The 24,114-nt window shown below is 46.3% G+C and carries 19 protein-coding genes and 1 pseudogene; 14 read left to right on the forward strand and 6 right to left on the reverse strand.

The window, feature by feature from the left end:
• Nucleotides 1–221: 221 nt before the first annotated feature.
• Nucleotides 222–368 (forward strand): annotated as a pseudogene (locus tag A3IE_RS23375) (IS5/IS1182 family transposase); the annotation flags it as partial.
• A gap of 637 nt (nt 369–1,005) precedes the next feature.
• On the opposite strand, the gene betI (A3IE_RS0106460) reads toward A3IE_RS23375, so the two are convergent.
• From betI (A3IE_RS0106460) to A3IE_RS0106470, 3 genes are read right to left on the reverse strand one after another with little or no spacing between them, the layout of a single operon-like run.
• The gene (betI, locus tag A3IE_RS0106460; protein WP_020394787.1) at nt 1,006–1,629 is read right to left on the reverse strand and encodes a transcriptional regulator BetI; all 624 of its coding nucleotides are present in this window, start codon (nt 1,627–1,629) and stop codon (nt 1,006–1,008) included.
• 4 nt (nt 1,630–1,633) lie between these two features.
• Nucleotides 1,634–2,476 carry a bifunctional 5,10-methylenetetrahydrofolate dehydrogenase/5,10-methenyltetrahydrofolate cyclohydrolase gene (locus A3IE_RS0106465; protein WP_020394788.1) on the reverse strand — a complete coding sequence of 281 codons (843 nt, stop codon included), beginning with the start codon at nt 2,474–2,476 and terminating at the stop codon, nt 1,634–1,636.
• Complete coding sequence (locus A3IE_RS0106470) at nt 2,473–4,983, reverse strand: GcvT family protein (protein ID WP_020394789.1); 2,511 nt, start codon at nt 4,981–4,983, stop codon at nt 2,473–2,475. The genes A3IE_RS0106465 and A3IE_RS0106470 overlap by 4 nt, the downstream gene beginning before the upstream one ends.
• A 197-nt stretch (nt 4,984–5,180) precedes the next feature.
• Between A3IE_RS0106470 and A3IE_RS0106475 the strand changes: the two genes are divergently transcribed.
• The 11 genes from A3IE_RS0106475 to A3IE_RS0106525 all read left to right on the forward strand — a co-directional run bounded on the left by A3IE_RS0106475 (nt 5,181) and on the right by A3IE_RS0106525 (nt 17,976).
• A complete protein-coding gene (locus A3IE_RS0106475) occupies nt 5,181–6,431 on the forward strand; it encodes a sarcosine oxidase subunit beta family protein (RefSeq protein ID WP_020394790.1) in 1,251 nt (416 codons plus the stop codon).
• A 23-nt stretch (nt 6,432–6,454) separates the two neighbouring features.
• A complete protein-coding gene (locus A3IE_RS0106480; RefSeq protein WP_020394791.1) occupies nt 6,455–6,727 on the forward strand; it encodes a sarcosine oxidase subunit delta in 273 nt (90 codons plus the stop codon).
• Nucleotides 6,724–9,732 carry a sarcosine oxidase subunit alpha family protein gene (locus tag A3IE_RS0106485; protein WP_020394792.1) on the forward strand — a complete coding sequence of 1,003 codons (3,009 nt, stop codon included), beginning with the start codon at nt 6,724–6,726 and terminating at the stop codon, nt 9,730–9,732. Before A3IE_RS0106480 ends, A3IE_RS0106485 begins: the two co-directional genes overlap by 4 nt.
• A complete protein-coding gene (locus A3IE_RS0106490) occupies nt 9,719–10,291 on the forward strand; it encodes a sarcosine oxidase subunit gamma (protein WP_020394793.1) in 573 nt (190 codons plus the stop codon). The genes A3IE_RS0106485 and A3IE_RS0106490 overlap by 14 nt, the downstream gene beginning before the upstream one ends.
• Before the next feature lie 150 nt (nt 10,292–10,441).
• Nucleotides 10,442–11,092: a transcriptional regulator BetI gene (betI, locus tag A3IE_RS0106495; protein ID WP_020394794.1), complete on the forward strand. Its 651-nt coding sequence runs from the start codon at nt 10,442–10,444 to the stop codon at nt 11,090–11,092.
• Nucleotides 11,086–12,543: a betaine-aldehyde dehydrogenase gene (betB, locus tag A3IE_RS0106500; RefSeq protein WP_020394795.1), complete on the forward strand. Its 1,458-nt coding sequence runs from the start codon at nt 11,086–11,088 to the stop codon at nt 12,541–12,543. Before betI (A3IE_RS0106495) ends, betB begins: the two co-directional genes overlap by 7 nt.
• A complete protein-coding gene (gene betA, locus A3IE_RS0106505) occupies nt 12,536–14,203 on the forward strand; it encodes a choline dehydrogenase (protein WP_020394796.1) in 1,668 nt (555 codons plus the stop codon). The genes betB and betA overlap by 8 nt, the downstream gene beginning before the upstream one ends.
• Before the next feature lie 70 nt (nt 14,204–14,273).
• Nucleotides 14,274–15,221 carry a choline ABC transporter substrate-binding protein gene (locus A3IE_RS0106510; RefSeq protein WP_020394797.1) on the forward strand — a complete coding sequence of 316 codons (948 nt, stop codon included), beginning with the start codon at nt 14,274–14,276 and terminating at the stop codon, nt 15,219–15,221.
• Nucleotides 15,222–15,239: 18 nt separating this feature from the next.
• Nucleotides 15,240–16,088, forward strand: a complete 849-nt coding sequence (choW, locus tag A3IE_RS0106515) for a choline ABC transporter permease subunit (RefSeq protein ID WP_020394798.1) — start codon at nt 15,240–15,242, stop codon at nt 16,086–16,088.
• Nucleotides 16,089–16,091: 3 nt separating this feature from the next.
• A complete protein-coding gene (gene choV, locus A3IE_RS0106520) occupies nt 16,092–17,234 on the forward strand; it encodes a choline ABC transporter ATP-binding protein (RefSeq protein ID WP_020394799.1) in 1,143 nt (380 codons plus the stop codon).
• 37 nt (nt 17,235–17,271) lie between these two features.
• Complete coding sequence (locus A3IE_RS0106525) at nt 17,272–17,976, forward strand: SDR family oxidoreductase (RefSeq protein WP_020394800.1); 705 nt, start codon at nt 17,272–17,274, stop codon at nt 17,974–17,976.
• A gap of 27 nt (nt 17,977–18,003) precedes the next feature.
• Here A3IE_RS0106525 and A3IE_RS0106530 read toward each other — a convergent pair whose 3' ends face one another.
• The 3 genes from A3IE_RS0106530 to A3IE_RS0106540 form a co-directional block, all read right to left on the reverse strand.
• Entirely contained in the window at nt 18,004–18,648 is a 645-nt protein-coding gene (locus A3IE_RS0106530; protein ID WP_020394801.1) for a hypothetical protein, read from the reverse strand.
• 122 nt (nt 18,649–18,770) lie between these two features.
• Complete coding sequence (locus A3IE_RS0106535) at nt 18,771–20,108, reverse strand: GH1 family beta-glucosidase (protein WP_020394802.1); 1,338 nt, start codon at nt 20,106–20,108, stop codon at nt 18,771–18,773.
• A gap of 95 nt (nt 20,109–20,203) precedes the next feature.
• Complete coding sequence (locus A3IE_RS0106540) at nt 20,204–20,986, reverse strand: carboxypeptidase-like regulatory domain-containing protein (RefSeq protein ID WP_020394803.1); 783 nt, start codon at nt 20,984–20,986, stop codon at nt 20,204–20,206.
• A gap of 181 nt (nt 20,987–21,167) precedes the next feature.
• Here A3IE_RS0106540 and A3IE_RS20075 point away from each other — a divergent pair, with 181 nt between their 5' ends.
• Both A3IE_RS20075 and A3IE_RS0106550 read left to right on the forward strand, forming a co-directional pair.
• A complete protein-coding gene (locus tag A3IE_RS20075) occupies nt 21,168–22,280 on the forward strand; it encodes a rhodanese-like domain-containing protein (RefSeq protein ID WP_020394804.1) in 1,113 nt (370 codons plus the stop codon).
• Between the two features lies 1 nt (nt 22,281).
• Nucleotides 22,282–23,964, forward strand: coding sequence for a PEP-utilizing enzyme (locus A3IE_RS0106550; protein WP_020394805.1), 1,683 nt, complete (start codon nt 22,282–22,284; stop codon nt 23,962–23,964).
• Nucleotides 23,965–24,114 lie beyond the last annotated feature (150 nt).

A 24,114-nucleotide genomic window follows, 5' to 3' on the forward strand; every position in this document is an offset into this window, starting at 1 on the left:
TTAGCCCAAGCGGAATCGGCGAAGAAACGCTCAGGCCGCCCGAGCTTAAGCTGAGAGAATCAGTTCCCGTCGACGCCCGAACCTGAAACGCATCCGCCGATCTCTTGGCTCACTGTGTGGGCTATCAAGGTTGGAGTATCGACGACAGTAGTGTGATATGGCCGTTTAAGAAGCTGAAATACGCGGTGCTTGAACCTAAACAATAGGCTTTTAATCGACGTTTAGCCCGTGTACGGATTAAGGTGGAGCGCTGCATTCATGGTTTGAAAGTGTTTCGTCTACTCAAAGGGGTTTATCGGGGACGACGGCGTTTTGAGCTACGGTTGAGATTGATCGCTGGTTTTGTCAATCGCATGATCACTACCTAACCACTTTCGCAAGAGGTCTATTATTTATGAATTTTCAAGTCATGCCTTGAAAACTACGAAAGCCATCAGCCATCATTTTTCTATCTATCAATTAAACATTACTAACAAGGTTGATTATATTTCAAGCAATTATCGTTGTAGCGTGGTGGAATAGTAAAAACTGATCGAGGATAACGTGGCGGTTGTGGTCGTGGTGCATAACGTGGTGGTTGTGGTCGTGGTGCATAACGTGGTGGTTGTGGTGGCCTTGGTTTTACAAAACCTGGGTCACAAGGTTGATTGTATTTAAGACAACCGTCATTGTAGTGTGGTGGAATAGTATAAACTGACTGTGGATAGGGGGCGGAATATGCTGTTTGAGCCAAAGAAGCACTAACTAAGCTAATTATTAAAATTAGTTTTTTACACTTAACCATAATACACCTTAGTTCTATTTAACTAACTATCTTTTTACATTAAAACAAAGGTCTTTGCAAATAGGGCAAATATATTTCGCGTTATGAAATATTTGTTTTACTCTATAACGTCTAGCCCACTCTTGGACTTGGTCGTATCTGATACACACAAGTATTTAAACTGGCTGGTGTGCCTAGCATGATAGCTCATAAAAACATTCGTCGATGGGCTTGCACTTAGTTTAATGCTCTTGATAAGTCGCCAATAATGACTCCAATTGTGCTACTAACATAGCTATAGCTTGTTCAGGCTCACTTGGGATCGCATTAAAGCGATGGAAAAACCACACGCCGTGAATACTCGCTAATAACATATTGGCAGCCATTTTAGCGTTCTGAGGATCGCTGATGAGTTGCCTGAAATTGTAGGTGAGATTGCTATGGCAACGGCTGTAGTAGGCACGTAGTAAGCGTTCAATACGGGCATCATAAGCGGCATGTGCCCAAAACTGCGGCCATATATTGCGTGCCTCCTGTGAGATATGCGTAGCAGAAAAGTTCATGCGAATCATCGCCAATAAACGCTTTTTGGGATCGTTTTCGGTACGTCCTACCTCAAGCGAACATTGATGTAAGTCTTTCACCAGATACACATACGCGGCATAAACTAAATTATCTTTGGTATCAAAGTAATGGTGAATAATACCGGTAGAGAGATTAGCGCGCTGGCTAATATTTTTGGTCGTAAGATTGGTTAAGCCATTGGAGCCCATTTCGTGCATGGTGGACTGCAAAATACGCAGCGGTGTTTCTTCCTTGGTTAGCTCTTCAAAGGTGAAGCGCCCAGAAAATTGATGTTCACTCATGGTATTAAGTCCAATGATGTTCGGCAGCTTCTAGCGTTTGGCGAATCAGTGTGGCAATGGTCATCGGCCCTACACCCCCCGGAACCGGTGTATAAGCCGAAGTTTTATCCTTAATGCGTTCAATGTCTGTATCGCCCACATTGCCCTCGTTATAACCCGCATCAACCAGCACCACACCTGATTTGACCCACGTTTCATCAACATGTTCAGGACGACCAATACCAACACAAAGAATATCGGCTTGTTGGGTCAATTGCTTAATGTTCTGGGTTTTGGAGTGGCAAATCATCACCGTGGCATTTTTATTCAGCATCATCATCGCTAACGGTTTGCCAACAATCGCACTGCGGCCAATCACTACCACTAATTTACCCGCAACCTCAATGTGATAGTACTCCAACAAATCCATAATGCCTTGCGGCGTTGCACAGCCAAAGGCCGATTGCCCCATGGCATTGCGTGCAAAAGAAAGCAAATTAACACCATCGCTGTCTTTGCGGGGATCAATCGCATTAAAACAGGCTGGCTCATCAATATGCTCAGGTACCGGATGCTGTAATAAAATGCCTGCTACGGTTTTGTCCGCATTCAGAGCTTCAATTTCAGCAATCAATTGCTCAGTCGTAGTCGCGCTAGGCAGTGTAATAATCCGTGAATCAAGACCTGCTTTTTTGCAGGCACTCGCTTTCATCTTCACATAGGTATGTGAAGCATAGTCATCGCCTACGACAATAGTCGCTAAGACGGGCGTGAAGCCCAATTTTTCCACTAAAGCAGCGGCACGAGGCCGCAACGCCGTATAGATGGACTCCGCAACTTTTTTACCATCTAAAATGATTGGATTCATGCACGCAACTTCTCATTATTAGGATCATAAGGAGACTCCTCCAATACGGTGGCAGGGTAGGTCTTACCTAAAATCACGATCTCTAACTGGGTGCCTTGCTTGGCATAGGCTGGATCCACTAAGCCTAAGGCTAAGGATTTACCAATGCGCCAACCATAACCGCCGGACGTAGCTCGCCCTACCAATTGGCCTTGGTGATAAATTGCTTCAGAACCACGGGCATCCGTATCAGTCACATTATGCACTTCCAGCGTTACGAAGGTATTTTTGAAGCCGCGTGCTTGCCAATCCAATAAGCCTTGTTTACCAATAAAGTCCGGTTTATCTAGGCGCACAAAACGATCCAAACCCGATTCAATCGCTGAATATTCAATCGACATTTCGCGTGGAATCAGACGGTAGGATTTTTCTAAACGCAAGGAGTCCATGGCACGAATGCCGAAGGGTTTAATATCAAACGCCTCACCTGCTTTCATAACCTGATCGAAAATGTAATTTTGCATTTCAATAGGGTGATGCAGTTCCCAACCCAACTCACCCACGAAATTAACCCGTAACGCATGAGCGTAGGCTGCCCCTACATTAATTTTCTTGCCGGTGAGCCATTTGAAGTTAGCGTTCGATAAATCGGTATCGGTGATTTTTTGCAATAATTCGCGTGAACGGGGGCCTGCAATGACTAACACGCCATATTGGGTCGTAACTTTTTGTAGTTTTACGCTGCCATCGTTGGGGCATAATTTCTCTAAGTAATCGAAATCATGACGCTCAAAAGCACCTGCTCCCACTAAGTAGTAAGCTTGCTTGCCAGTTTTATAGACAGTGAATTCGGCACGTACCCCACCATGTTTAGTGAGCATGTGGCAAAGACCAATACGGCCAATGGTTTGTGGAATTTTATTTGCGAATAAATACTCCAACCAAGCTTCCGCACCTTTACCGCTGACTTCGTATTTGGCGAAGGCACTCATGTCCAAAATGCCGACTTTTTCCATCACATGGCGGCACTCTTGTCCCACAAACTCAAAATAATTGGAACGGCGGAATGAGTATTTTTCGACAATACGGCCATCCGCTAAGGGTGCGCCATGATTTTCATTCAGCAATACAGCATCGGTTTTAAGTTGGTCGGCAGAAAGTTGATAATCTTTTGGCACAAACCATTGCGGGCGTTCCCAACCGAAAGTTTGCCCAAACACTGCGCCCAATGCTTCCATACGGCTATAGCACGGTGTGGTTTTTAAAGGGCGCGCATCAGGGCGTTCTTCATTCGGATAGTGCACAGTGAAGACATTGCGATAGGTTTCTTCGTTTTTAATGCGCAAATAACCGCGTGCGGCATAGGGGCCAAAGCGACGAGGGTCAACGCCCATCATATCCACTGTTGGTTCGCCGTCCACAATCCACTCAGCTAATTGCCAGCCAGCACCACCTGCGGCGGTAATGCCAAAACTGTGACCTTCATTCAGCCAGAAATTCTTCAAGCCCCAAGCAGGGCCAACCATTGGACTCCCATCGGGCGTATAAGGAATAGCGCCATTGTAGACATACTTAATGCCCACTTCACCGAAAGCGGGTACACGATTAATGCAGGCTTCAATATGCGGCATTAAGCGCTCTAAATCTTCTTGGAATAATTCGTTTTCGCAATCAGGGGCAGGGCCATCCACATAACAACAAGGCGCACCTTTCTCATAAGGACCGAGTAATAAGCCGCCCGCTTCTTCGCGCAGGTAATAACCGGCATCCGATTCACGCAGTACACCTTGCTCGGGTAAGCCTTGTTTTTTACGTTCTAAAATCGCTGGATGTGGTTCTGTGACAATGAATTGGTGCTCCACCGGAATTACCGGAATATCTAGACCAACCATTTCACCGGTCTTACGCGCAAAGCTACCGGTACAGGAAATCACATGCTCGCAAGTAATATCGCCTTTATCGGTTTTGACCAGCCAGTGCCCATCCTCTAATTGCTCAATTGCCGTTACGCAGGTTTGTCGATAAATTTCTGCACCGCGTGCCCGTGCCCCTTTCGCTAGAGCAGTGGTTAAATCGTTGGGTTGGATATAGCCATCTTCGGGATGCTGAATTGCACCGAGTAAACCTTCGGTATTGCATAAAGGCCAAATGGCTTTGACTTCATCGGGAGTCAGAAATTTAACATCTACGCCTACCGTTTGCGCTACACCGGTGTAATACAAGTATTCGTCCATACGATCTTGAGTACAGGCAAGACGAATATTGGACACCTTACTGAAACCTACCGATAAACCCGTTTCTTGCTCAAGCTCTTGATAAAACTTGACTGAGTATTGATGGAGTTTACCGACTGAATAACTCATATTAAAAAGTGGCAGTAAACCTGCCGCATGCCATGTAGAACCTGAGGTAAGCTCCTTGCGTTCGATGAGAACGACATCACTCCAGCCTTTTTTCGCTAAATGATAGAGCGTACTTACGCCTACCACGCCTCCTCCAATCACCACCGCTTTAGCCTGCGATTTCATACGTGGCTTACCTCATTTTTGTAAACGTTTGTAGAATGTTTTATTTTGATTGACTGGTTAGTCAATGCAAAAGAATAGTGTCGATAATGGCATGAATCAAAAGGTGTGGCAATAATGATGCGAAGTGATTGACTGGTTAGTCAATCACTTCTAACCTAGCGACTTTATTCATGCGATTGACATTCTTGGAGTGTGCAATGAAATATTCCTGGCTAGCCTTACTCAAAGAGGGATTAAAAGGTCATCAAGACTGGACGCCCACTTGGCCAGATGTAACACCGCAAACGGCTTATGATGTGATCATTGTCGGCGGCGGTGGTCATGGTTTAGCGACGGCTTATTATTTAGCGCGCGATTTTCCAACAAAGAAAATTGCTGTATTAGAAAAAGGCTGGATTGGTGGCGGGAATACGGGACGTAATACCACCATTGTGCGCTCTAATTATTTATGGGATGAAGCGGCCTTATTGTATGAGCACGCGCTCAAATTGTGGGAGGGACTCACGGAAGAGCTGGATTTCAATGTCATGTTCAGTCAACGCGGCGTGTATAACCTAGGCCACACCTTGCAGGATATGCGCGATATTGAGCGGCGCGTTAGTGCTAATTTATTGAATGGTGTGGATGCGGAAGTGGTAAGTGTCGCTGAGCTAAAAGAACGTATCCCTATTCTCGAAACCGGTAAGCAGGTACGTTATCCGGTGATGGGGGCATCTTTTCAAGCACGTGGCGGTGTGGCACGTCACGATGCAGTCGCTTGGGGATTTGCCCGCGCGGCTTCGCGTTTAGGGGTAGACATTGTGCAAAACTGCGAAGTGATTGGCATGGATGTCAGCGGTGGGCGTATTCATGGTGTAGAAACCACGCGTGGTTTTATTAAAGCCGATCAAGTGGGTTGTGTTCCGGCAGGCCATGCTTCGGTGTTGGCGAAAATGGCGAATGTACGTTTGCCATTGGAAAGTCATCCGTTACAAGCGTTCGTGTCTGAACCGATGAAGCCGGTTTTACATACCGTGGTGATGTCGAATGCAGTACATGGCTATGTGAGTCAGTCGGATAAGGGTGATTTGGTGATTGGGGCGGGTATTGACTCCTATACAGGTTATGCCCAACGCGGTAGCCCCCATTTGATTGATCATTGTGCAGCGGCAATGATTGAATTATTTCCGATTTTTTCACGCACCCGTTTGAATCGTCAGTGGGGCGGGATTGTCGATACCTGTCCGGATGCTTGTCCAATTATTAGTCCGATTCCTGAGGTCAAAGGTTTGTACTTTAATTGTGGTTGGGGAACTGGTGGCTTTAAAGCTACACCGGGGTCAGGCCATGTATTTGCCCAAACCATTGGTCATGATACTCCACATCCTTTGGCGGCGCCTTTCCACATTCAACGCTTTACGACTGGCGCTTTAATTGATGAACACGGCGCCGCAGGCGTTGCGCACTAGCTTATTAAGGGAGTGAAACCACTATGTTTTTAATTCGTTGTCCCTATTGTGGCGAAGCGCGTGAAGAGCAGGAGTTTAGTTATGCCGGTGAAGCGTTTATTCAGCGTCCACCGCTAACGTGTAGCGATGAAGAGTGGGGCGATTACTTGTTTAAACGCAAAAATATTAAAGGTGTAACCACGGAGCAGTGGTTGCATAGTGCGGGTTGCAGGCGGATTTTTGTTATGGAACGTAATAATGTGACTTATGAAATCCTCTCGATTTATACCTTTGAATCCAAGCGGGGTGCCGCATGAAGCGTTTAGCACCGCAAGCGCATGAGCGTATTGATCGTTCCAAAACCTATCAGTTCACTTGGCAGGGTGAAAGCTATTACGCTTATGCCGGTGATACGCTAGCTTCGGCTTTGTTGGCGAATGGGATTGATGTCGTCGGGCGCAGTTTTAAGTATGGGCGCAAGCGCGGCATTTTAGCGGCTGGCGTAGAAGAGCCAAATGCTTTAGTGACCTTGGAGTCGGGTGGTTATGAAGTACCGAATGCGCGTGCTACTGAGATTGAACTGTATGATCAATTAAATGCCAAGGCAGCCAGTGGTATCCCCAGTTTAAGGTTTGACCTACGTGCCGCTTTAAAGCCTTTTCATAAATTCATGGTGGCCGGTTTTTATTATAAAACCTTCAAATGGCCGCAAAAACTTTGGCCACACTATGAGCACTATTTGCGCCAATTAGCAGGCTTTTCGGAAGTGCCCCAGCAGGCGGATGCAGAGCATTATGATCACCAATACCAGTTTGTGGATGTTGCGGTGGTTGGGGGTGGTGCGGCTGGATTAAGTGCTGCTTTAACAGCGGCTCAGTCTGGCGCGAGTGTCTTAGTAATCGATGAACGTGCTGAGCTTGGGGGGGAATTAAGTAGCGAATTTGCCAGTAGTGCAGAAGCGCAGCAGTGGTTTAGCAGCACCAAGCAAGCCTTAGAGCAAATGCCGAATGTGCGTATTTTAAAGCGCAGTACTGCCTTTGCTTTGCATGATTTTAATTTGCTCTTAGTGATTGAGCGGCGTCAAGATCATGTGAGTTTAAAACAGCGTAATGAAAAACAATCACGCCAGCGCCAACATCGCGTACGTGCCAAACAAGTTATTTTGGCAACTGGCAGTCACGAGCGTCCGTTATTATTTGCGAATAATGATTTGCCGGGTGTGTTGATGGCGTCGGCCATGCGCCGCTATTTGAATGAATTTGCGGTGCTCTGCGGTGACAAACCCGTCTTGGCGGGCAATAACGATAGCATTTATGCCTTAGCCGAAGATTTAGTAAAACGCGCTGGGGTAAAGCCAGTAGTCTTGGATATGCGTGTGGGGTATGACGCTAGCCGCTTAATAGCCGCCGGTATCGATGTGCGACAAGGTTATACGATTTTGAAGGCGTCGGGTTCGAATCGCGTGGAGCAAGTGTCGATTGCTAAAGTCTATTATGATGGCAAGCTGTGGTCCGCTAGTGCTGCTACTGAAACCTTGGATTGTGATGTGGTTGCGACCTCGGGCGGCTTTAATCCTTTGGTACATTTGGATTGTCACACCGGCTCTAAGCCTCTCTTTTCCAATGCATTACAAGCATTTTTACCAGCTTGCGACAAGCCAGCACGTATAAGCGCAGGGAGTGTAAACGGGCACAGTGATTGGCAGGCTTGTGTACAAGATGGTGCTTATGCGGCGCACCAAATCCTAGGCCGTTTAGAGAAAAGTGTTGCACCGACCACGGTTAAACCTGAGTTAAAGCTGTTGAATGTAGCCCCTTTCTTCTGTCCTACTCACCAGCGCAATAAGATTTTCATCGATATGCAAAACGATGTGAAGGCTTCCGATATTGAGCTGGCGATTCGGGAAAATTATCGCTCGATTGAGCATATCAAGCGTTATACCGCCATGGGTTTTGGTACCGACCAAGGCAAAATCGGTAATGTGTTGGGAATTGCTTTAGCGGCACAATTACTGAATCGCTCGATTCCTGAAGTCGGCACGACTACTTTCCGCCCGATGTATACGCCTGTAACCATGGGTGCTTTGGCGGGCGAAGAAGTAGGCTTATTGTTTGATCCACAACGCTTTACTCCGATCCATGCCTCGCATGTAGCACGTGGGGCTGAATTTGAGGTAGTAGGGCAGTGGATGCGCCCTTGGTATTTTCCTAAAGCTATCGAGCATCTCTATGATGCGCAAAGCGCTGAGGATTTGCACACGGCGGTACAGCGCGAATGCTTAGCTGTGCGTAACAGCGTCGGCGTCATGGATGCGTCGACTTTGGGCAAGATTGATATTCAAGGCCCTGATGTACGTGAGTTTTTGGCGCGCGTTTATACCAACGCATGGGCGAAATTAGCGCCCGGTAAATGCCGTTATGGGGTGATGTGTGACGAAAATGGCATGATCATCGATGATGGCGTGACCGCTTGCCTTTCGGACACGCATTTTGTGATGACGACCACTACCGGTGGCGCAGCACGTATTTATAACCATTTGGAAACATGGCTACAAACCGAGTGGCCAGCGTTGAAAGTGTATCTCACCAGCGTCACCGATCATTGGTCAACCACGGCGATTGTGGGGCCTAAAGCACGGCGTGTGATTGAAAAACTGTGTAGTGATATTGATTTCAATGCCAAAGCTTTTCCATTTATGGATTGGCGTGAAGGAACGGTGGCTGGTGTTCCAGCCCGTGTCATGCGGATTAGTTTCTCGGGTGAATTGTCCTATGAGATTAATGTGCCTGCCAATTACGGGCGCTATATCTGGGAACAAGTTATGGAGGCGGGTAAGGAATTTGATATTACCCCGTATGGCACCGAAACCATGCACGTTTTACGCGCAGAGAAAGGCTATATCATTGTGGGACAGGATACCGATGGTTCTCTATCGCCTTATGATGCGAATATGGGCTGGGCAGTCAGTCTCACTAAACCTTATCCTTTCTTGGGTCAGCGTGCTTTGACGCGCAGTGATACCGTGCGTACCGACCGTAAGCAGTTGGTGGGTTTGCTTCCGCACGATGCGCAAAAAGTTTTGCCAGAAGGCACGCAGTTAGTCAATGCGATAGAGGATAAGGCGATGATCGGTCATGTCACCTCAAGCTATTTAAGTCCAATCTTGGGGCGTTCTATTGCAATGGCGGTGGTCAAAGCTGGCTTGAGTCGGATGGGCAATACGATTTATGCCAAAACCGTAGGGGGCGAAACCATTCCGGTAACAATTGCGGATAGTGTGTTCTATGACACAGCCAAGGAGAAGCTTGATGGCGAAGTTTGAACCTCAATTTGCCACTGCTTTAGAGCAGCAGGATTTTAATCGCTTAAATAGTGCTGCTTTCAAAGTACAAGAGCTGCGTGATTATGGCTATGTGGTCTTGCGAGTCGATGCCAACACTGAAGGTGCAGCGCATGCTTTGGCAAAGCTAGATATTAGTGTGCCTGAGCCTTTAACGATGACAGGCTCTTTGGATTCACACTTAGTGAAGTGGATTGGCCCAAGCGAATATGGCATTACTTTGCCCTTGGCTCAGAAAGATGCGTTCATAAAAGCGGCTAAGGAAGCCTTACAAGGCGTGTTTGCCGCTGTGGTGGATAATTCGGGTGGCTATAGCTTTTTGCACATTTCGGGTACACAACGCTATGAGGTCTTGAGTAAGCTGGCACTTTACGATTTACGTGGCCAACTCCCGTTGGGAAAAGTGGTTTCAACGATTGCAGCCAAGTCGGGCGTGATTGTGTATCGCGTGGAAGAAGAGAGTTTAAGGTTAATGGTGCGCTGGTCGTTTGCACAGCATTTCTGGAATGCGCTCGTTAAAGCTTCGGAAGAATATCGTTAATTATTTCAATGACTTAAGCAAAGAAAAGTACATTAGAAAGAGAAAAATTATTAGTTTTTCTCTTTTTTTATAAGAAAGTGTTTGTTTTGGCTTAGCTTTTTAATTAAATTACTATTTAATTAAACAGCCCTTTAATGAAAGGATGTGCTAATGCCTAAACTAGGTATGGCTGAAATCCGTAAGCCCCAACTCATTGAAGCAACGCTCTGTGCGATCGAAACAGTGGGATTGACCAAGGCCAATGTGCAAGTCATTAGCCAATTGGCAGGGGTAACACCGGCGATCATTAACCATTACTTCGGTAGTAAAGATGATCTGCTGAAAGCCACCATGCGCAGTATCCTAGTGAAGCTTGGGCAAGAGGTAAGGGAGCAACTGCAATCTTATCATCCTGATGATGTCATAGGTCGTATCAAAGCCATTGTCGGTGGCAACTTTAGTCCTTCCCAAACCAATGCTGCGGTTACCAAAACATGGCTAGCATTTTGGGCGCAGTCGATGCACCAGCCAGCCTTGGCGCGTTTGCAGCGCGTCAATGAACGGCGTCTACTTTCCAATTTACGTTTTGAGCTAAATAAAATTCTCCCGCCTCACCAAGCTGCTTTAGTGGCACAAGGCATTGCTGCCTTAATTGATGGTATTTGGTTGCGTGGTGCACTCAGTGAGGGCGGCATTAATGTCGAACCGGCTAAAGCCTTGATTGACGACTATTTGCGTCTGCAATTACCGGCTGAATTATTTGTCTTGCATCATCATTATCAAACCCTTTCCGCTCCTGTACAGGATGATCTTCCATGCTGATTAAACCCTATATTCATGGACAATATCGTGACGCAAACTCTGGTAAAACCTTTCTCAGCAATAATCCTGCGAATGGTGAGGTGTTGGCTGAGATTCAACAAGCCAGCTTAGATGATGTTAATGCTGCTATTGAATCGGCCAAGCAAGGCCAAGCGGAATGGGCAGCGATGAGTGGTGCTGCACGTGGCAAAATCTTATTAAAAGCAGCGCAATTATTACGTGAACGTAATGAGGCGTTGGCTCGCTTGGAAGTGCAGGATACCGGCAAGCCATTACAAGAAGCGATGGCGGTCGATATTATTACGGGCGCGGAGGTCATTGAGTACTATGCAGGTTTAGCGGCTGCTTTGCAGGGCGTCTATCAAACCTTAAACCCTCAACAATTTTATTTTACTCGCCGTGAACCACTGGGGGTTTGTGCAGGGATTGGCGCGTGGAATTATCCGATTCAAATTGCCTGCTGGAAGTCTGCCCCAGCCTTAGCAGCCGGTAATGCAATGATTTTTAAGCCTTCCGAAGAAACACCCTTGTCGGTGATGAAACTGGCCGAGATTTATACTGAAGCCGGTTTGCCGCAGGGTGTATTTAATGTTGTACAAGGGGATGCCAAAGTCGGGCAAATGCTCACCGGACACCCTGAAATTGCTAAAGTCTCTTTCACGGGTGAATCCGGCACGGGCAAAAAGGTCATGAGCGCCTGCGCGGGTACTTTAAAGTCAGTGACCATGGAATTAGGTGGAAAATCACCTTTAATTATTTTTGATGATTGTCCGTTGGAACGCGCGGTCTCGGGCGCAATGCTTGCCAATTTTTATACGCAAGGGGAAGTTTGTACCCACGGTACGCGCGTGTTTGTGCAGGATGCGATTTATGAGGCGTTTTGCGAGCGTCTCAAAGAACGCACCAGCAAGTTGCGTATCGGTGACCCCCTTGATCTCACGACTCAGGTGGGAGCGCTAGTTTCTAAGCAGCATTTGGAAAAAGTACTGTCGTATATTGAAGCGGGTAAGCAGTCTGGCGCTAAGCTTTTGTGTGGTGGAAAACGTGCGAGTGGAGCAGGTTTAGAGCGTGGCAATTTTGTAGAACCTACCGTTTTTATTGATTGCCAAGATGACATGATCCAAGTCACGGATGAAATCTTTGGGCCGGTCATGTCAGTCTTACGTTTTACCAGCGAAGAAGAGGTTATACAGCGCGCTAATAACACGCCCTATGGTTTGGCTGCGGGTGTATTTACCCAAGATTTAAGCCGTGCGCATCGGGTCATTAACCAACTTCAAGCCGGTATTTGTTGGATGAATACTTGGGGCGCTTCGCCAGCAGAGATGCCAGTGGGGGGCTATAAAGAGTCGGGGATTGGGCGCGAAAATGGCATAGAAAGCTTCTATCAATACACCCAAACCAAAGCGGTCTATGTGGAGTTAGGTGAGTTGGTGAGTCCTTATGAATAAAGCTCATTATGATTATATTATCGTTGGTGCTGGCTCGGCGGGCTGTGTCTTAGCTAATCGTTTGACCGAAAGCGGTGAGTATAAGGTGCTGCTCTTAGAAATGGGCGGTAGCGATAAACATATCTTTATCCAAATGCCGACAGCACTCTCTTATCCGATGAGTATGGAGCGTTTTGCGTGGCAGTTTCATACTGAGCGTGAACCAGGACTGGATGGGCGCTCCTTGCATTGTCCGCGCGGTAAAGTATTGGGTGGCGGCTCCTCGATTAATGGCATGGTGTATGTGCGTGGTCATGCGCGGGATTTCGATGAGTGGGAAAGTTTAGGGGCGAAATCATGGTCTTATCAAGATTGTCTACCGTATTTTCGGCGTGCTGAAACATGGCAGGACGGTGCAGATGCTTATCGTGGGGCTGAGGGGCCTTTATACACCTGTGGCGGTAATAATATGCGCCTCAATCCCTTGTATCGTGCGTTTATCGATGCTGGGATCAATGCAGGTTACCCCGAAAGTAAAGATGTGAATGGTTATCAGCAAGAAGGCTTTGGCCCGATGCAGATGACTGTGAAAAATGGAGTACGTTGTTCGACCAGTTTGGCTTATTTAAAACCCGCGTTGGAGCGTCCGAATCTGAGCGTGAAAACCGGTGTTTTGGTGCACAAGGTAATGTTAGAAAAGCGCAAGGCTATTGGCATTGAATACGAAATCGCGGGGCAATTAGAGCAGGTTTATTGTAATGCCGAAGTGATTATGGCAGCCGGTTCTATTGGCTCACCCACTATCTTGGAGCGCTCAGGCATCGGCAAAGCTGAAGCGCTTAGTCAAGCTGGTATTAAAGTGGCACATGCTTTAGAAGGTGTCGGGGAAAATCTTCAAGATCATATTGAGGTTTATTTTCAAATTCGCTGCTCGCAACCGATTACCTTGAATAGCCAATTAGATTGGTTTCATAAGGGGTTAATCGGAGCGCGTTGGTTATTGTTCAAAGATGGTTTAGGGGCAACGAACCATTTTGAATCCTGTGCCTTTATTCGTTCGCGCGCGGGTTTGGAATGGCCTGATATTCAGTACCATTTTTTGCCAGCCGCAATGCGCTATGACGGAAAAGCGGCATTTGAAGGGCACGGCTTCCAAGTTCATGTAGGCCCTAATAAGCCGAAAAGCCGTGGTTTTGTGCATGTTCGATCCCATGATCCTAAGCAAGCGCCCAGAATCTTATTTAATTACCTTCAGGATAAACAAGATCGCGTGGATTGGCGGGCTTGCATTCGTTTGACCCGTGAAATCTTAAAGCAGCCTGCGCTGGCTGACTATTATATGGATGAAATTCAACCAAGCGATAAAGTGCAAACGGATGCTGAAATTGATGCTTGGGTGCGTAGTCATGTCGAAAGTGCTTATCATCCGGCTGGCAGTTGTCGCATGGGTGCGACAGATGACGCCTTGGCGGTTGTCGATCCTGAGTGCAAGGTACGCGGTATAGCGCAATTGCGCGTGGTTGATTCGTCAATTTTCCCGACACTGACCAATGGAAACCTGAATGCGCCAACGATAATGGTGGCGGAGAAAGCGGCTGATTTGATTTTAGGTCATACTGCCTTGGCGAAAGCGAATGCGCCGGTTTGGATTAATCCTAACTATCTGACGAGTCAGCGTTAGTCATGGATTAGGGCTTTAAAAACTTCCTGTGCTAGCAGGATTAATGAAGAGTATCTTGGAGGAGAGAATCATGTTGAACTTAAAAAAATTATCGATGGCCGTAGTCTTAAGTACGGCTCTGTGGGGCATGAGTGTGCAAGCGGCTGAGCCAGAATCTTGCACTAAAGTACGTTTTGCCGATGTGGGTTGGACGGATATTACTGCCACGACCGCCTTGGCCTCCACTATTTTGAAAGCCTTAGGTTATGAACCTAGCTCACAAGTCCTGTCTGTGCCTGTGACCTATGCCAGTTTAAAAAATAAAGACATTGATGTGTTTTTAGGAAACTGGATGCCGACCATGAAGGCGGATGTGCAACCTTATCTCGATGACAAAACGGTCGAATCTTTAGGTGTCAATTTAGAGGGTGCTAAATATACCTTAGCGGTTCCTAAATACCTTGCCGATGAAGGCTTAAAAACCTTTGATGATATTATCAAATTCAAAGATAAATTAAGCGGTGAAATCTATGGCATTGAGCCGGGCAATGATGGCAATCGTTTAATTCAAGGCATGATTGATGGGGACAAATTTGGGCTGAAGTCATTCAAACTGGTCGAATCCTCCGAACAAGGTATGTTAGCGCAAGTGGAGCGTGCCACGAAGCGTAAAGAGGGTGTGCTGTTTTTAGGTTGGGAACCCCATCCGATGAATACCAAGTTTGAGCTGGTGTATTTGGAAGGTGGTGATGAGGTATTCGGCCCCAATTTAGGTGGTGCAACGATCTATACCAATGTACGTGCTGGCTATGTGAGTGAGTGCCCCAATGTTGGCAAATTCATTAGTAACCTGAAGTTTACCCTGCCGATGGAAAACCAGATCATGGGGGCGATTTTAAATGATAAACAAGACGCCAATGATGCAGCAAAAGCATGGTTAAAAAGCAATGCAGATGCCATGAAACCTTGGTTGGAAGGGGTCACCACAAAAGACGGTAAGGATGCGCTGGAGGCTGTTAAGCAAGCATTGTCTAACTAAATGAGAGGGTAGCGTGATATGGACTGGCTCACTGAACATAAACTGCCCATCGGCAAATGGCTAGGCAAAGGTGTCGATTATTTAAACCAGTATGCCTCCGGTTTTTTTGATGCCTTGTCGCTGGTACTGGAAACCATCCTGAATGGAACGACCAAGGCCTTATTAATGATTCCCGCTTGGTTACTCATTGCTTTGGTGGCAGGTTTGGCGTGGTGGTTACATCGCAGTAAAGGTTTAGTCGTTTTTGTGGTCTTATCGCTCTTATTAATAGTGAATATGGGCTATTGGCAAGAGACCATCGAGACCTTGGTGCTGGTCATATATGCTACCTTTTTCTGTATGCTAATCGGTGTACCGCTCGGTATTGCAGCGGCACACCGACCTTGGCTGTATACGATTTTGCGTCCTATTCTGGATTTGATGCAGACTATTCCGACCTTTGTGTATCTGATTCCCACCTTGATTTTATTTGGTTTAGGCGTAGTGCCAGGGCTCATCTCTACCATTATTTTCGCATTGGCTGCACCAGTTCGCTTAACGTGGTTGGGCGTCTCCAATGTGCCTCTGACGTTGATTGAGGCAGGAAAATCCTTTGGTTGTTCGCCGCGTCAATTATTGTGGCGTATTGAATTGCCCCATGCGATGCCAACCATCATGGCAGGTCTGACCCAATGTATCATGCTCTCTTTGTCAATGGTGGTGATTGCTGCACTGGTGGGAGCGGATGGTTTAGGTAAGCCTGTGGTGCGTGCGTTGAACACGGTTAATATTGAAAAAGGTTTTGAGGCAGGTTTGGCGATTGTGATTTTAGCGATTTTATTAGATCGCATTTTTAAACAACCTAGCAAACCCGCTGTAGGAGTCTAAAATATGGCAGCCGTAGAGTTTCGACACGTCGATGTCATGTTTGGCAAAGCCTCCAAACAGTCTTTCGAGTTGCTAGATCAAGGCAAAACACGTAATGAAATCCTCGCCAAAACGGGTGCAGTCTTAGGGGTGGCTGATGCTAGTTTAGCGGTAGAAGAGGGCACGATTTGTGTATTGATGGGCTTATCCGGTTCAGGCAAATCCTCGCTGCTGCGCTGTGTCAATGGCTTAAATAAAGTGTCACGCGGCGAATTATTGATTGCGCATAAAGGCGGTTTTGTAGATATGGCGAAAATATCTGAAAGCCAGCTTTTGGAGTTGCGTCGTGATCGAATTGCCATGGTTTTTCAGCAATTTGGCTTATTACCTTGGTGTAGCGTGCGTGAAAATGTAGGGTTTGGCCTCGATGTTAAGGGTATACCTAAAGAAGAAATAAAGCGGATTACCGATGAGAAATTGGCCTTAGTGAATCTTTCGGATTGGGCCGATAAAAAGGTTGATGAATTGTCAGGAGGGATGCAGCAACGGGTGGGCTTGGCGCGGGCTTTTGCCACAGATGCAGATATTTTATTAATGGACGAGCCATTTTCAGCACTCGATCCCCTTATCCGTGATCGCTTACAAGATGAGCTGTTGGAGCTACAAAAAAGTTTAAAACGTACCATTATTTTTGTGAGCCATGATTTGAATGAGGCACTGAAGCTAGGAAATCAGATTGTAATTATGGAAGGTGGACGAATTATTCAAGCAGGCTCAGCACGCGATATTATCTTTAAACCTGCCAATGAATATGTGCGGCGCTTTGTCGCGAATATTAATCCACTGAATGTTTTATATGCCGGTGTCTTAATGCGCCCCTTGGCGCAATTCACGCGCGAGCAAAATCAGTTGGTGTTGGATAGCGGTTGGACTTTAAGCCTAGACGCGCAGGGCAAAGTGAGCACCTTGCATCATCAAGGACAGGCGCATGATCTTCACGCGGTCGATTATGATGTGTGGATGAAAGATGTAGTGGAGATCTGCCAAAATAATGATAAGCCTTTATTAGTGACACAAGCAGGTGAGGTGGTGGGTGTGATTTGCCACAAAGATATTCTACAAAGTTTATTGCGCCAAGCGGAGCTGAATAGCGATATGCCCATGTAGTTGCTGGCGTTTATTTTTGCCAAGGATTTAAAAGATAATGACTAACGAAAAAGTTGCCATCATTACCGCTGCAGGCAGCGGTATGGGTGCAGCCGCTGCACAGCAATTAAGTAAAGAGGGTTTTAAGGTCGCGATTTTGTCGCATTCCGGCAAAGGCGAGGCTTTAGCTAAGCAATTGGGGGGTGTTGGGGTAACGGGTTCTAATCAATCCAATGCTGATTTGCAGCGTTTGGTAGATACGGTTATGCAGCAATGGGGGCGGATTGATGTATTGGTGAATAGTGCGGGGCATGGGCCGCGCGGGCCAATTCTTTCGTTGACTGATGAAGATTGGCAACAGGGCATGAGCACTTATTTCCTGAATGTAGTGCGTCCCACTCGTCTAGTTGCACCCATTATGCAGCAGCAAAAATCAGGTGTGATTATCAACATTTCCTCTTTTGCTGCTTTTGAGCCAGATGCGGCATTTCCGACGTCAGCAGTATTTCGTGCCGGTTTGGCGTCGTTTACTAAATTATTTTCCGACCAATATGCCGCTGATAATATCCGCATGAATAATGTGCTTCCCGGCTTTATTGATAGTTTTGCCGCTAAGCCTGAAATCGAAAACCGCATTCCTTTAAAGCGTTATGGCAGTGTACAAGAGGTTGCGGATTTAATTGCCTTCTTGGCCTCGGATAAAGCTGCTTATATCACAGGGCAAAACTGGCGTATTGATGGTGGGATTACTCGCTCTGTGTAAAGTGTATAACTGGCATAAAGTGAGAGACTACAATTTCCACCAAGGTTTTTTCACTCGCGTTGAGCCGCTAGGCAATTCAATAAACTTGAGTAGCTCATCAACACGAAAACGAACCTTGCTTAGCGGATGATCTGGAAACTCCTGATCATATTGCTTGTCTTCAGAAAGATTGCGTAAGCAAGGCCCTTGATAGGTGGCGAAATAAGGATCTTGCGCCCAAGCCTTTAGGCTTTCAGTTTTTGGATCGAACGTAATCTGTCCCTGTGATAGAAGCCGATTGAGTATCACGTTGTCTCTGAGACCAGTTAGCTTGCCTTCCTGAGCATGTAGCGTAAACACAAAGGACTTATCCCTTAATGGGATGGCTAGCGATGCTATATAAATCATGCCCGGTCTAGCTGGATTCATAACTTTACCTACAACTCTTACCAATTTTGTACCTGCTTTCTCTAAAACGTCACATTCCACAATACCCATCTGTTGAAGTGCAAATTGATTGCGATAGTAAGTACGTACCGCCATTTCATCGCTTAGTCGCGAATAAAGATCGTGGTCAAAGCCAAGATGATTTAGGACTAATGAGACACCATGACCGTCATGCCAGTGCTGTTCACTGGCGTTAGATTCCATGGGAAGCGCCAGCCAAATGTTTCTGTCAATATCTATAGTCATGATTTAGCCTGTCTTAAGTTTGAAACACTTAACAATTAAATAGGAGTCTAATTCTAGTGGGGAAGAGGCATTTAAAGTCGAAGCAGTTCTCTCCTCACCACTATTCTTAGGCGTGAGCCTATTCACACACTTAAGAACTGCTTAAACTCATACCATGAGGCTTTCGGCGTGCGCTTTAAAGTTTCATAATCCACATGCACCAAACCAAAGCGTTTCGCATAGCCTGCCGCCCATTCAAAATTATCCATCAATGACCATGAAAAATAGCCTTTCACGGGCGCGCCTTGTTCGATGGCGCGGTTTACTTGCTGCAAATGCGCGTCGATGTAGTGAATGCGATCGAGGTCTTGCACCACGCCTTGCTCCCAAACCTTATCAGGGGCGGCCATGCCGTTTTCAGTAATATAAAGCGGCGTTTGAGCGGTGTAGTTTTGATGTAACCAAGTTAGGAAATGATAAATCCCTTCTGGATAAATCTCCCAGCCCATATCCGTTTTGGGTAAATGGCCTTGCGCGTCCTGATAGGCAGGAAATAGGGCATTTGGCGCAGCTTCCAACACATGGCGTGTATAATAATTTACTCCCAGCCAATCGAGGGGTTGCGCGATGGTGTCAAAGTCCTGCTGATAGTTTTTCGGTAAATAGCGCTCCAAGTGCGCCAGCAATACCGTTGGATAAGATTTTTGCGTTAGCGCTTGAATGAATAAGCGATTGAAAATTGCATCATATAAATCTGCTGCCTTGCGGTTCGCCTCGCTTTCATCGGCGGCTTGCGCATAATCGAAGTTTAAGACAATGCCTAAGTTGTTGTGACCATCAGCTCTTAAGGCTTGTAAAGCTGTCCCATGCGCGCGCAAGAGATTATGGATGCTCATTGTCGTGGCTTGAATATCGCGTAAGCCTGGCGCGTGTATGCCAAGAAAATGGCTCAACCACGTAATGCACCAAGGTTCATTAAAGGTTGCTGTCGCTGCAATGCGATCCCCCAAACGATTCATCACGATTTGGCTGTAATCGCTAAACCAATGCACGATATCTGGATTACGCCAGCCGCCTAGATTGCTGAATGCAGCCGGTAAGTCCCAATGGTAAAGCGTGAGGTAAGGCTTAAGATTTCGGGTCAGCAAGCCATCCACTAAGCGCTCATAGAAATCTAAACCTTGCTGATTGATACTGCCTTTGCCTTCGGGTTGAATACGCGCCCATGACGTAGAGAAGCGATAGCTATTAAAACCGCCTTCTTGAATTAAATCGAGATCTTCCGGCCAGCGATGATAATGATCACAGGCGATACTACCATCATCACCATTAAGCACATTATTCGGGGTGGCCGCGAAAGTATCCCAATGGCTGAGACCTGCATGACCATAACGACTGCCTTCAATTTGGTAAGCGGCCGTGGCAACCCCAAATTCGAAATCGCTGGGAAATTGGTGGCGTGATACTGTAAACGAAGCCATAGCTTCTCCTTGGCTAAAACAGTGGTGGTAATAGGTCAGTTTATAGCATAGCGCGTATTCGATTGATTTTACCCGAAGACGCTAAGCTTTTTGTATTAGGGACAAGGGCGCGAAGACCAACGACCGCGCTTTAGTTCTCCATTGCAATTATTGAGGATGCTGAAAGTATTGTTTGCACACTGTCCTTCCGTTGCCCGTAGATTTCGGTCTTTTGCCAAGCACACTCCACTAGCGCATTGTTTGGAATCGGTACAAAGCCTACCCCCATCTTTATAGGTTAGATTACAGCCAATGACACCACGGCTAATCCTTTCCCATTTACCGCCTTGCACTTGGCATTGTTGTTGTTCACGGTTGGGTGTCGGGGGTTTTGGTGTTATGGGGTTGGGGGTTACTGGTGCAAAGTTGCTCGGTAATGACACATTAAAACGATTCTTGGCAGGTGCGTCTAAACCGCCGTTGACGGCTTTGACACAATGCTGAGCAGACTTGGCCTTAGTGGCGCTCACGAAAATGGGGATAGGTCTGACCATAAACAAGGGTCGATTAATCGTATAGTTATCCGCAGTGAGTTTGCGTCGGGCAGCTTTCTCTTCAGGGGTGGTCGCACGCATGGTTAAAATGGTGCGAGGATAGCTTGGAATCACCAAGCGATAATAACCGGCTTGATTCGAAACAGTAGTCGCTTGTACTTGGGTATCGCAATTATAAAAATGTGCTTTAACAGTGACACCAGCCACTGGTTTACCGGCTTGGGTAGCCTGCCCCGTGATCTCCAGATTTTTAATCGGGGGTGGCGGTGGTGCTGGTCGAGCGAAGGCACTAGCACTAAACAGACTAGATAGAAACAAAGAATAAACTATTATGTTCAAGCGCATACATGTTCCTGTTTGCTTTAAAAAGCTTGCTTTAGCGATTGTTGCGGTTGGCGATTGATGGGCCACCTTATAGGCGTAAGGCTAGCGCTATTACGATTAGCGAATTTTTCAAAATAAAGGATAGTTTTCATAAAACCTGAGTCAGAGTCATTATAAAACACCCATGGAGAAGGAATTGAGTATGCACGCTCTTAGCCAGCTAGTTAAGCATCACTACCTGAAAGTTATCATTTTATGCTTAATCAGTTCATCTGCTTATGCCATTCCGCCGCCTGATGTGCTGATGTCAATCTGGCAATCCTTATTGCAGGTATTAGGTACGATAACGGCTTTTGCTGCGGCTGGGTTTTTGGCGGTACAACATTATTTTGTGCAAAAGGGCTGGAGTCGGCGCAAATTATTAATAGGATTTGGCATTAGTTTTGTGGTGTTGATAGGGGTTGTCAGTTGGATCTATTTGCATGAGGCGAATGCAGACACTAAAACCAAGCCCACTTTACCAACAGGTGAAATGCTCACGATTGAGCAAGTCATTCAGCGCGAAACCGATAAATTCGTGCGTGACTGGAAATTAAAAACTATTAAAGAAATGCGTGCGGAATTAGCCAAGGCGCGTGCGGCTAAACATTTAGCGATGCCTGATTTGGTTGATATTCAATCTTTTTCGCCCAAAACTTTATTCGATTTGCGTAAGCAGCAGCCTGAACAACTGTATTTCCTTGACACGCGTGAGCCTTATGAATTGGCACGCTTTAATATTGGCTATCAGCGCGCTGTACGTTATGCAGATTTGATTTATGGTGCAATACCCAACGATTTGCCGAAAGATAAATTAATTATTGTGCTATGCCATTCTGGTTTGCGCGGTTATTTGGCAACTCATTTCTTGAAGCAAGCGGGCTATACGAATCTGGCCTATATGCAAGGAGGGTTGGGCGCGTGGGAAAAAGCTAAATTACCTTATGAGGGCAATCCCAATTACAGCTATGAAAAGTCTAATTTCAAGCTCCTCAAAAAAGCGGATGTGCAAAAATCAAAGGCTGCTTTGTTGCAATTGGATAGCGATGGCATACCTGTAAAAAATTTCGCAAACATCCAGCAATTACCCTTGGAAGTCTCCACTACCCCCGATATTGAGGCAATGTTGCAAAAGGTAAAAGACCAACCCGTGATTCTAGTATGTCGTACTTATGCTGGCTGTTTTCATGTGCAAAATATGGCTTATCTGCTACAGCAGAAAAAACTTAATTTCTTAGGCGCTTATGATGTTACCGGCTCTTTTTTGAAGAACTAAAATGTCTAGTTTTCCCCCGAAATATGCTTATCTAAAACAAGCTGAAGACGCTGGTTTGAATGTGCCGCGTACTGTTTTTTTGGAGCATTATCCCACTACGCAAGAGCTGACAGCATTCGCACAAGGTTTTGCAAAAGATGCATTGTTGATTGTGCGCAGTGCGAATGCCACCGAGGATAGTGCTCAGCATTCCTTAGCGGGGCATTTCTGGAGTTCAGAGCCTGTTCCGCTTAATCAATTAGCGCACACTATTCAGCAGGCATGGGAAAAGAATCAGTATATTTTGCAGAACTTAGGATATGCCTTGGCACCGCAGCTCATGGTGCAGCGCTATATTACACCTGCAGTTGGCGGGGTTTTATTCACACCTTGGGGGTTTTTCAGTGAGTATTTTCAAGTCGATTGTGCACAAAGCGCCCAAGCCGCTGTAGAAGGTCACGCTGAAACCGCTGTGTTGAGTGTGCAAGCTTCTGTTAGAGATCCTTTGCAACTGCCGACGCAATGGGCGTTTTTAAGAGAAGCGCTACAACAACTAGCCCAACAATTACGCCAAACGTTTCAGTTTCCAGTGGATTGTGAGTGGGTTTTCGATTCCACAAAACAGCAAATGTTTATTGTACAAGTGCGCCCACAAACGCATTTAACCGGTGCGATAAAACCCCTGACACAGGAAGTATTACGGCAATATCCTTTACCACGAGGTACATGGACTTATAGTGCATTTTCCGAAAGTCTTGGCAAGATTTCGCCCTTGTCATTTGATCTCTTGCAAGCGCTGTATCAAGCCAGCCGCGCAACGTTTAAACAGCTTGGTTTTGCGGCGCAAAATGCTGATTTTTTATACCATGCGCCGGATGGAACCGTGTTAATTGATGAGCAGCGTGAAGCAGCATTTTTCAAACTCACGGGTTTCGGTGGATTTTGGCAGGGTTTGCGTGCGCCGAAACTGAAGCTCGCCAGCGAGCAGTTTTTGCAAACGTGGCAAGCGGAACAGGCATTCGATTTTATAACCTTATCCACAGCATTTACCTATTGGTTGTTTGCTGCTTTCATGGCGAAGGGGGAAGGGCGTGCAGTCGTAGCACCGGCGCATGTTTACGAACTCATGTGGCCTAATGTCTTAACTATTCCTGAGCCTCCTCATTTGCCTTCTACTTGGCTGAGTTTGAGCCAGGCTTTACGCGAGGTCTTTTGGTTTGAATTAAACAAACTCAAACACGTCATCGCGCAACAAGCTAGTTCTGTTGTGTTTTGCACCTGGTCTGAATACCAAAAGCAAGATTTCTCACAAGCCGAGCTGCGTCAACATGGACTTGCGCCACTTGCGATCTATGATCATGCCTTATTACCGGTGGATAATGAGGCAGTGCTTTTTCAAAGTTTCTCCGCCGTGAAAACGGTTAGCGGCGCGGTGTTTATCATTTCTCAGCCCAGCCAATTTCAAGCTGATATTCCTGCAAATAGCATCTTGATTGCGCCTTATTTTGATAATCGTTGGGTGGCGCAACTCAAAAATTTGAGCGCGGTTATGGTTGAGCATGGTGGACGTTTGTCTCATGCGGCTTTGGTGGCCCGCGAGCTTGGCGTGCCATTTTGTGTCGTCTCGCCAGCGCTTATTGTTGACTTGAAGATGGGCGATATCGTGACTTTGGATATTGCGCGACAAATGCTAAGCAAAGTTTAATTATCTAGATAGTTAAAATAGTAACTATTTAGATAAATCTAATATCATTTCTTAAGATGCCCCCATTCTAAATTATCTTATATATCAATTATTTAATCTAGTTGGCACGCGCTCTGCAATATGACTATCAAACTTAAATCAAGGAGATAG

It is taken from the genome of Thiolinea disciformis DSM 14473, assembly GCF_000371925.1.
GTDB classification, from domain to species: Bacteria; Pseudomonadota; Gammaproteobacteria; order Thiotrichales; family Thiotrichaceae; genus Thiolinea; species Thiolinea disciformis.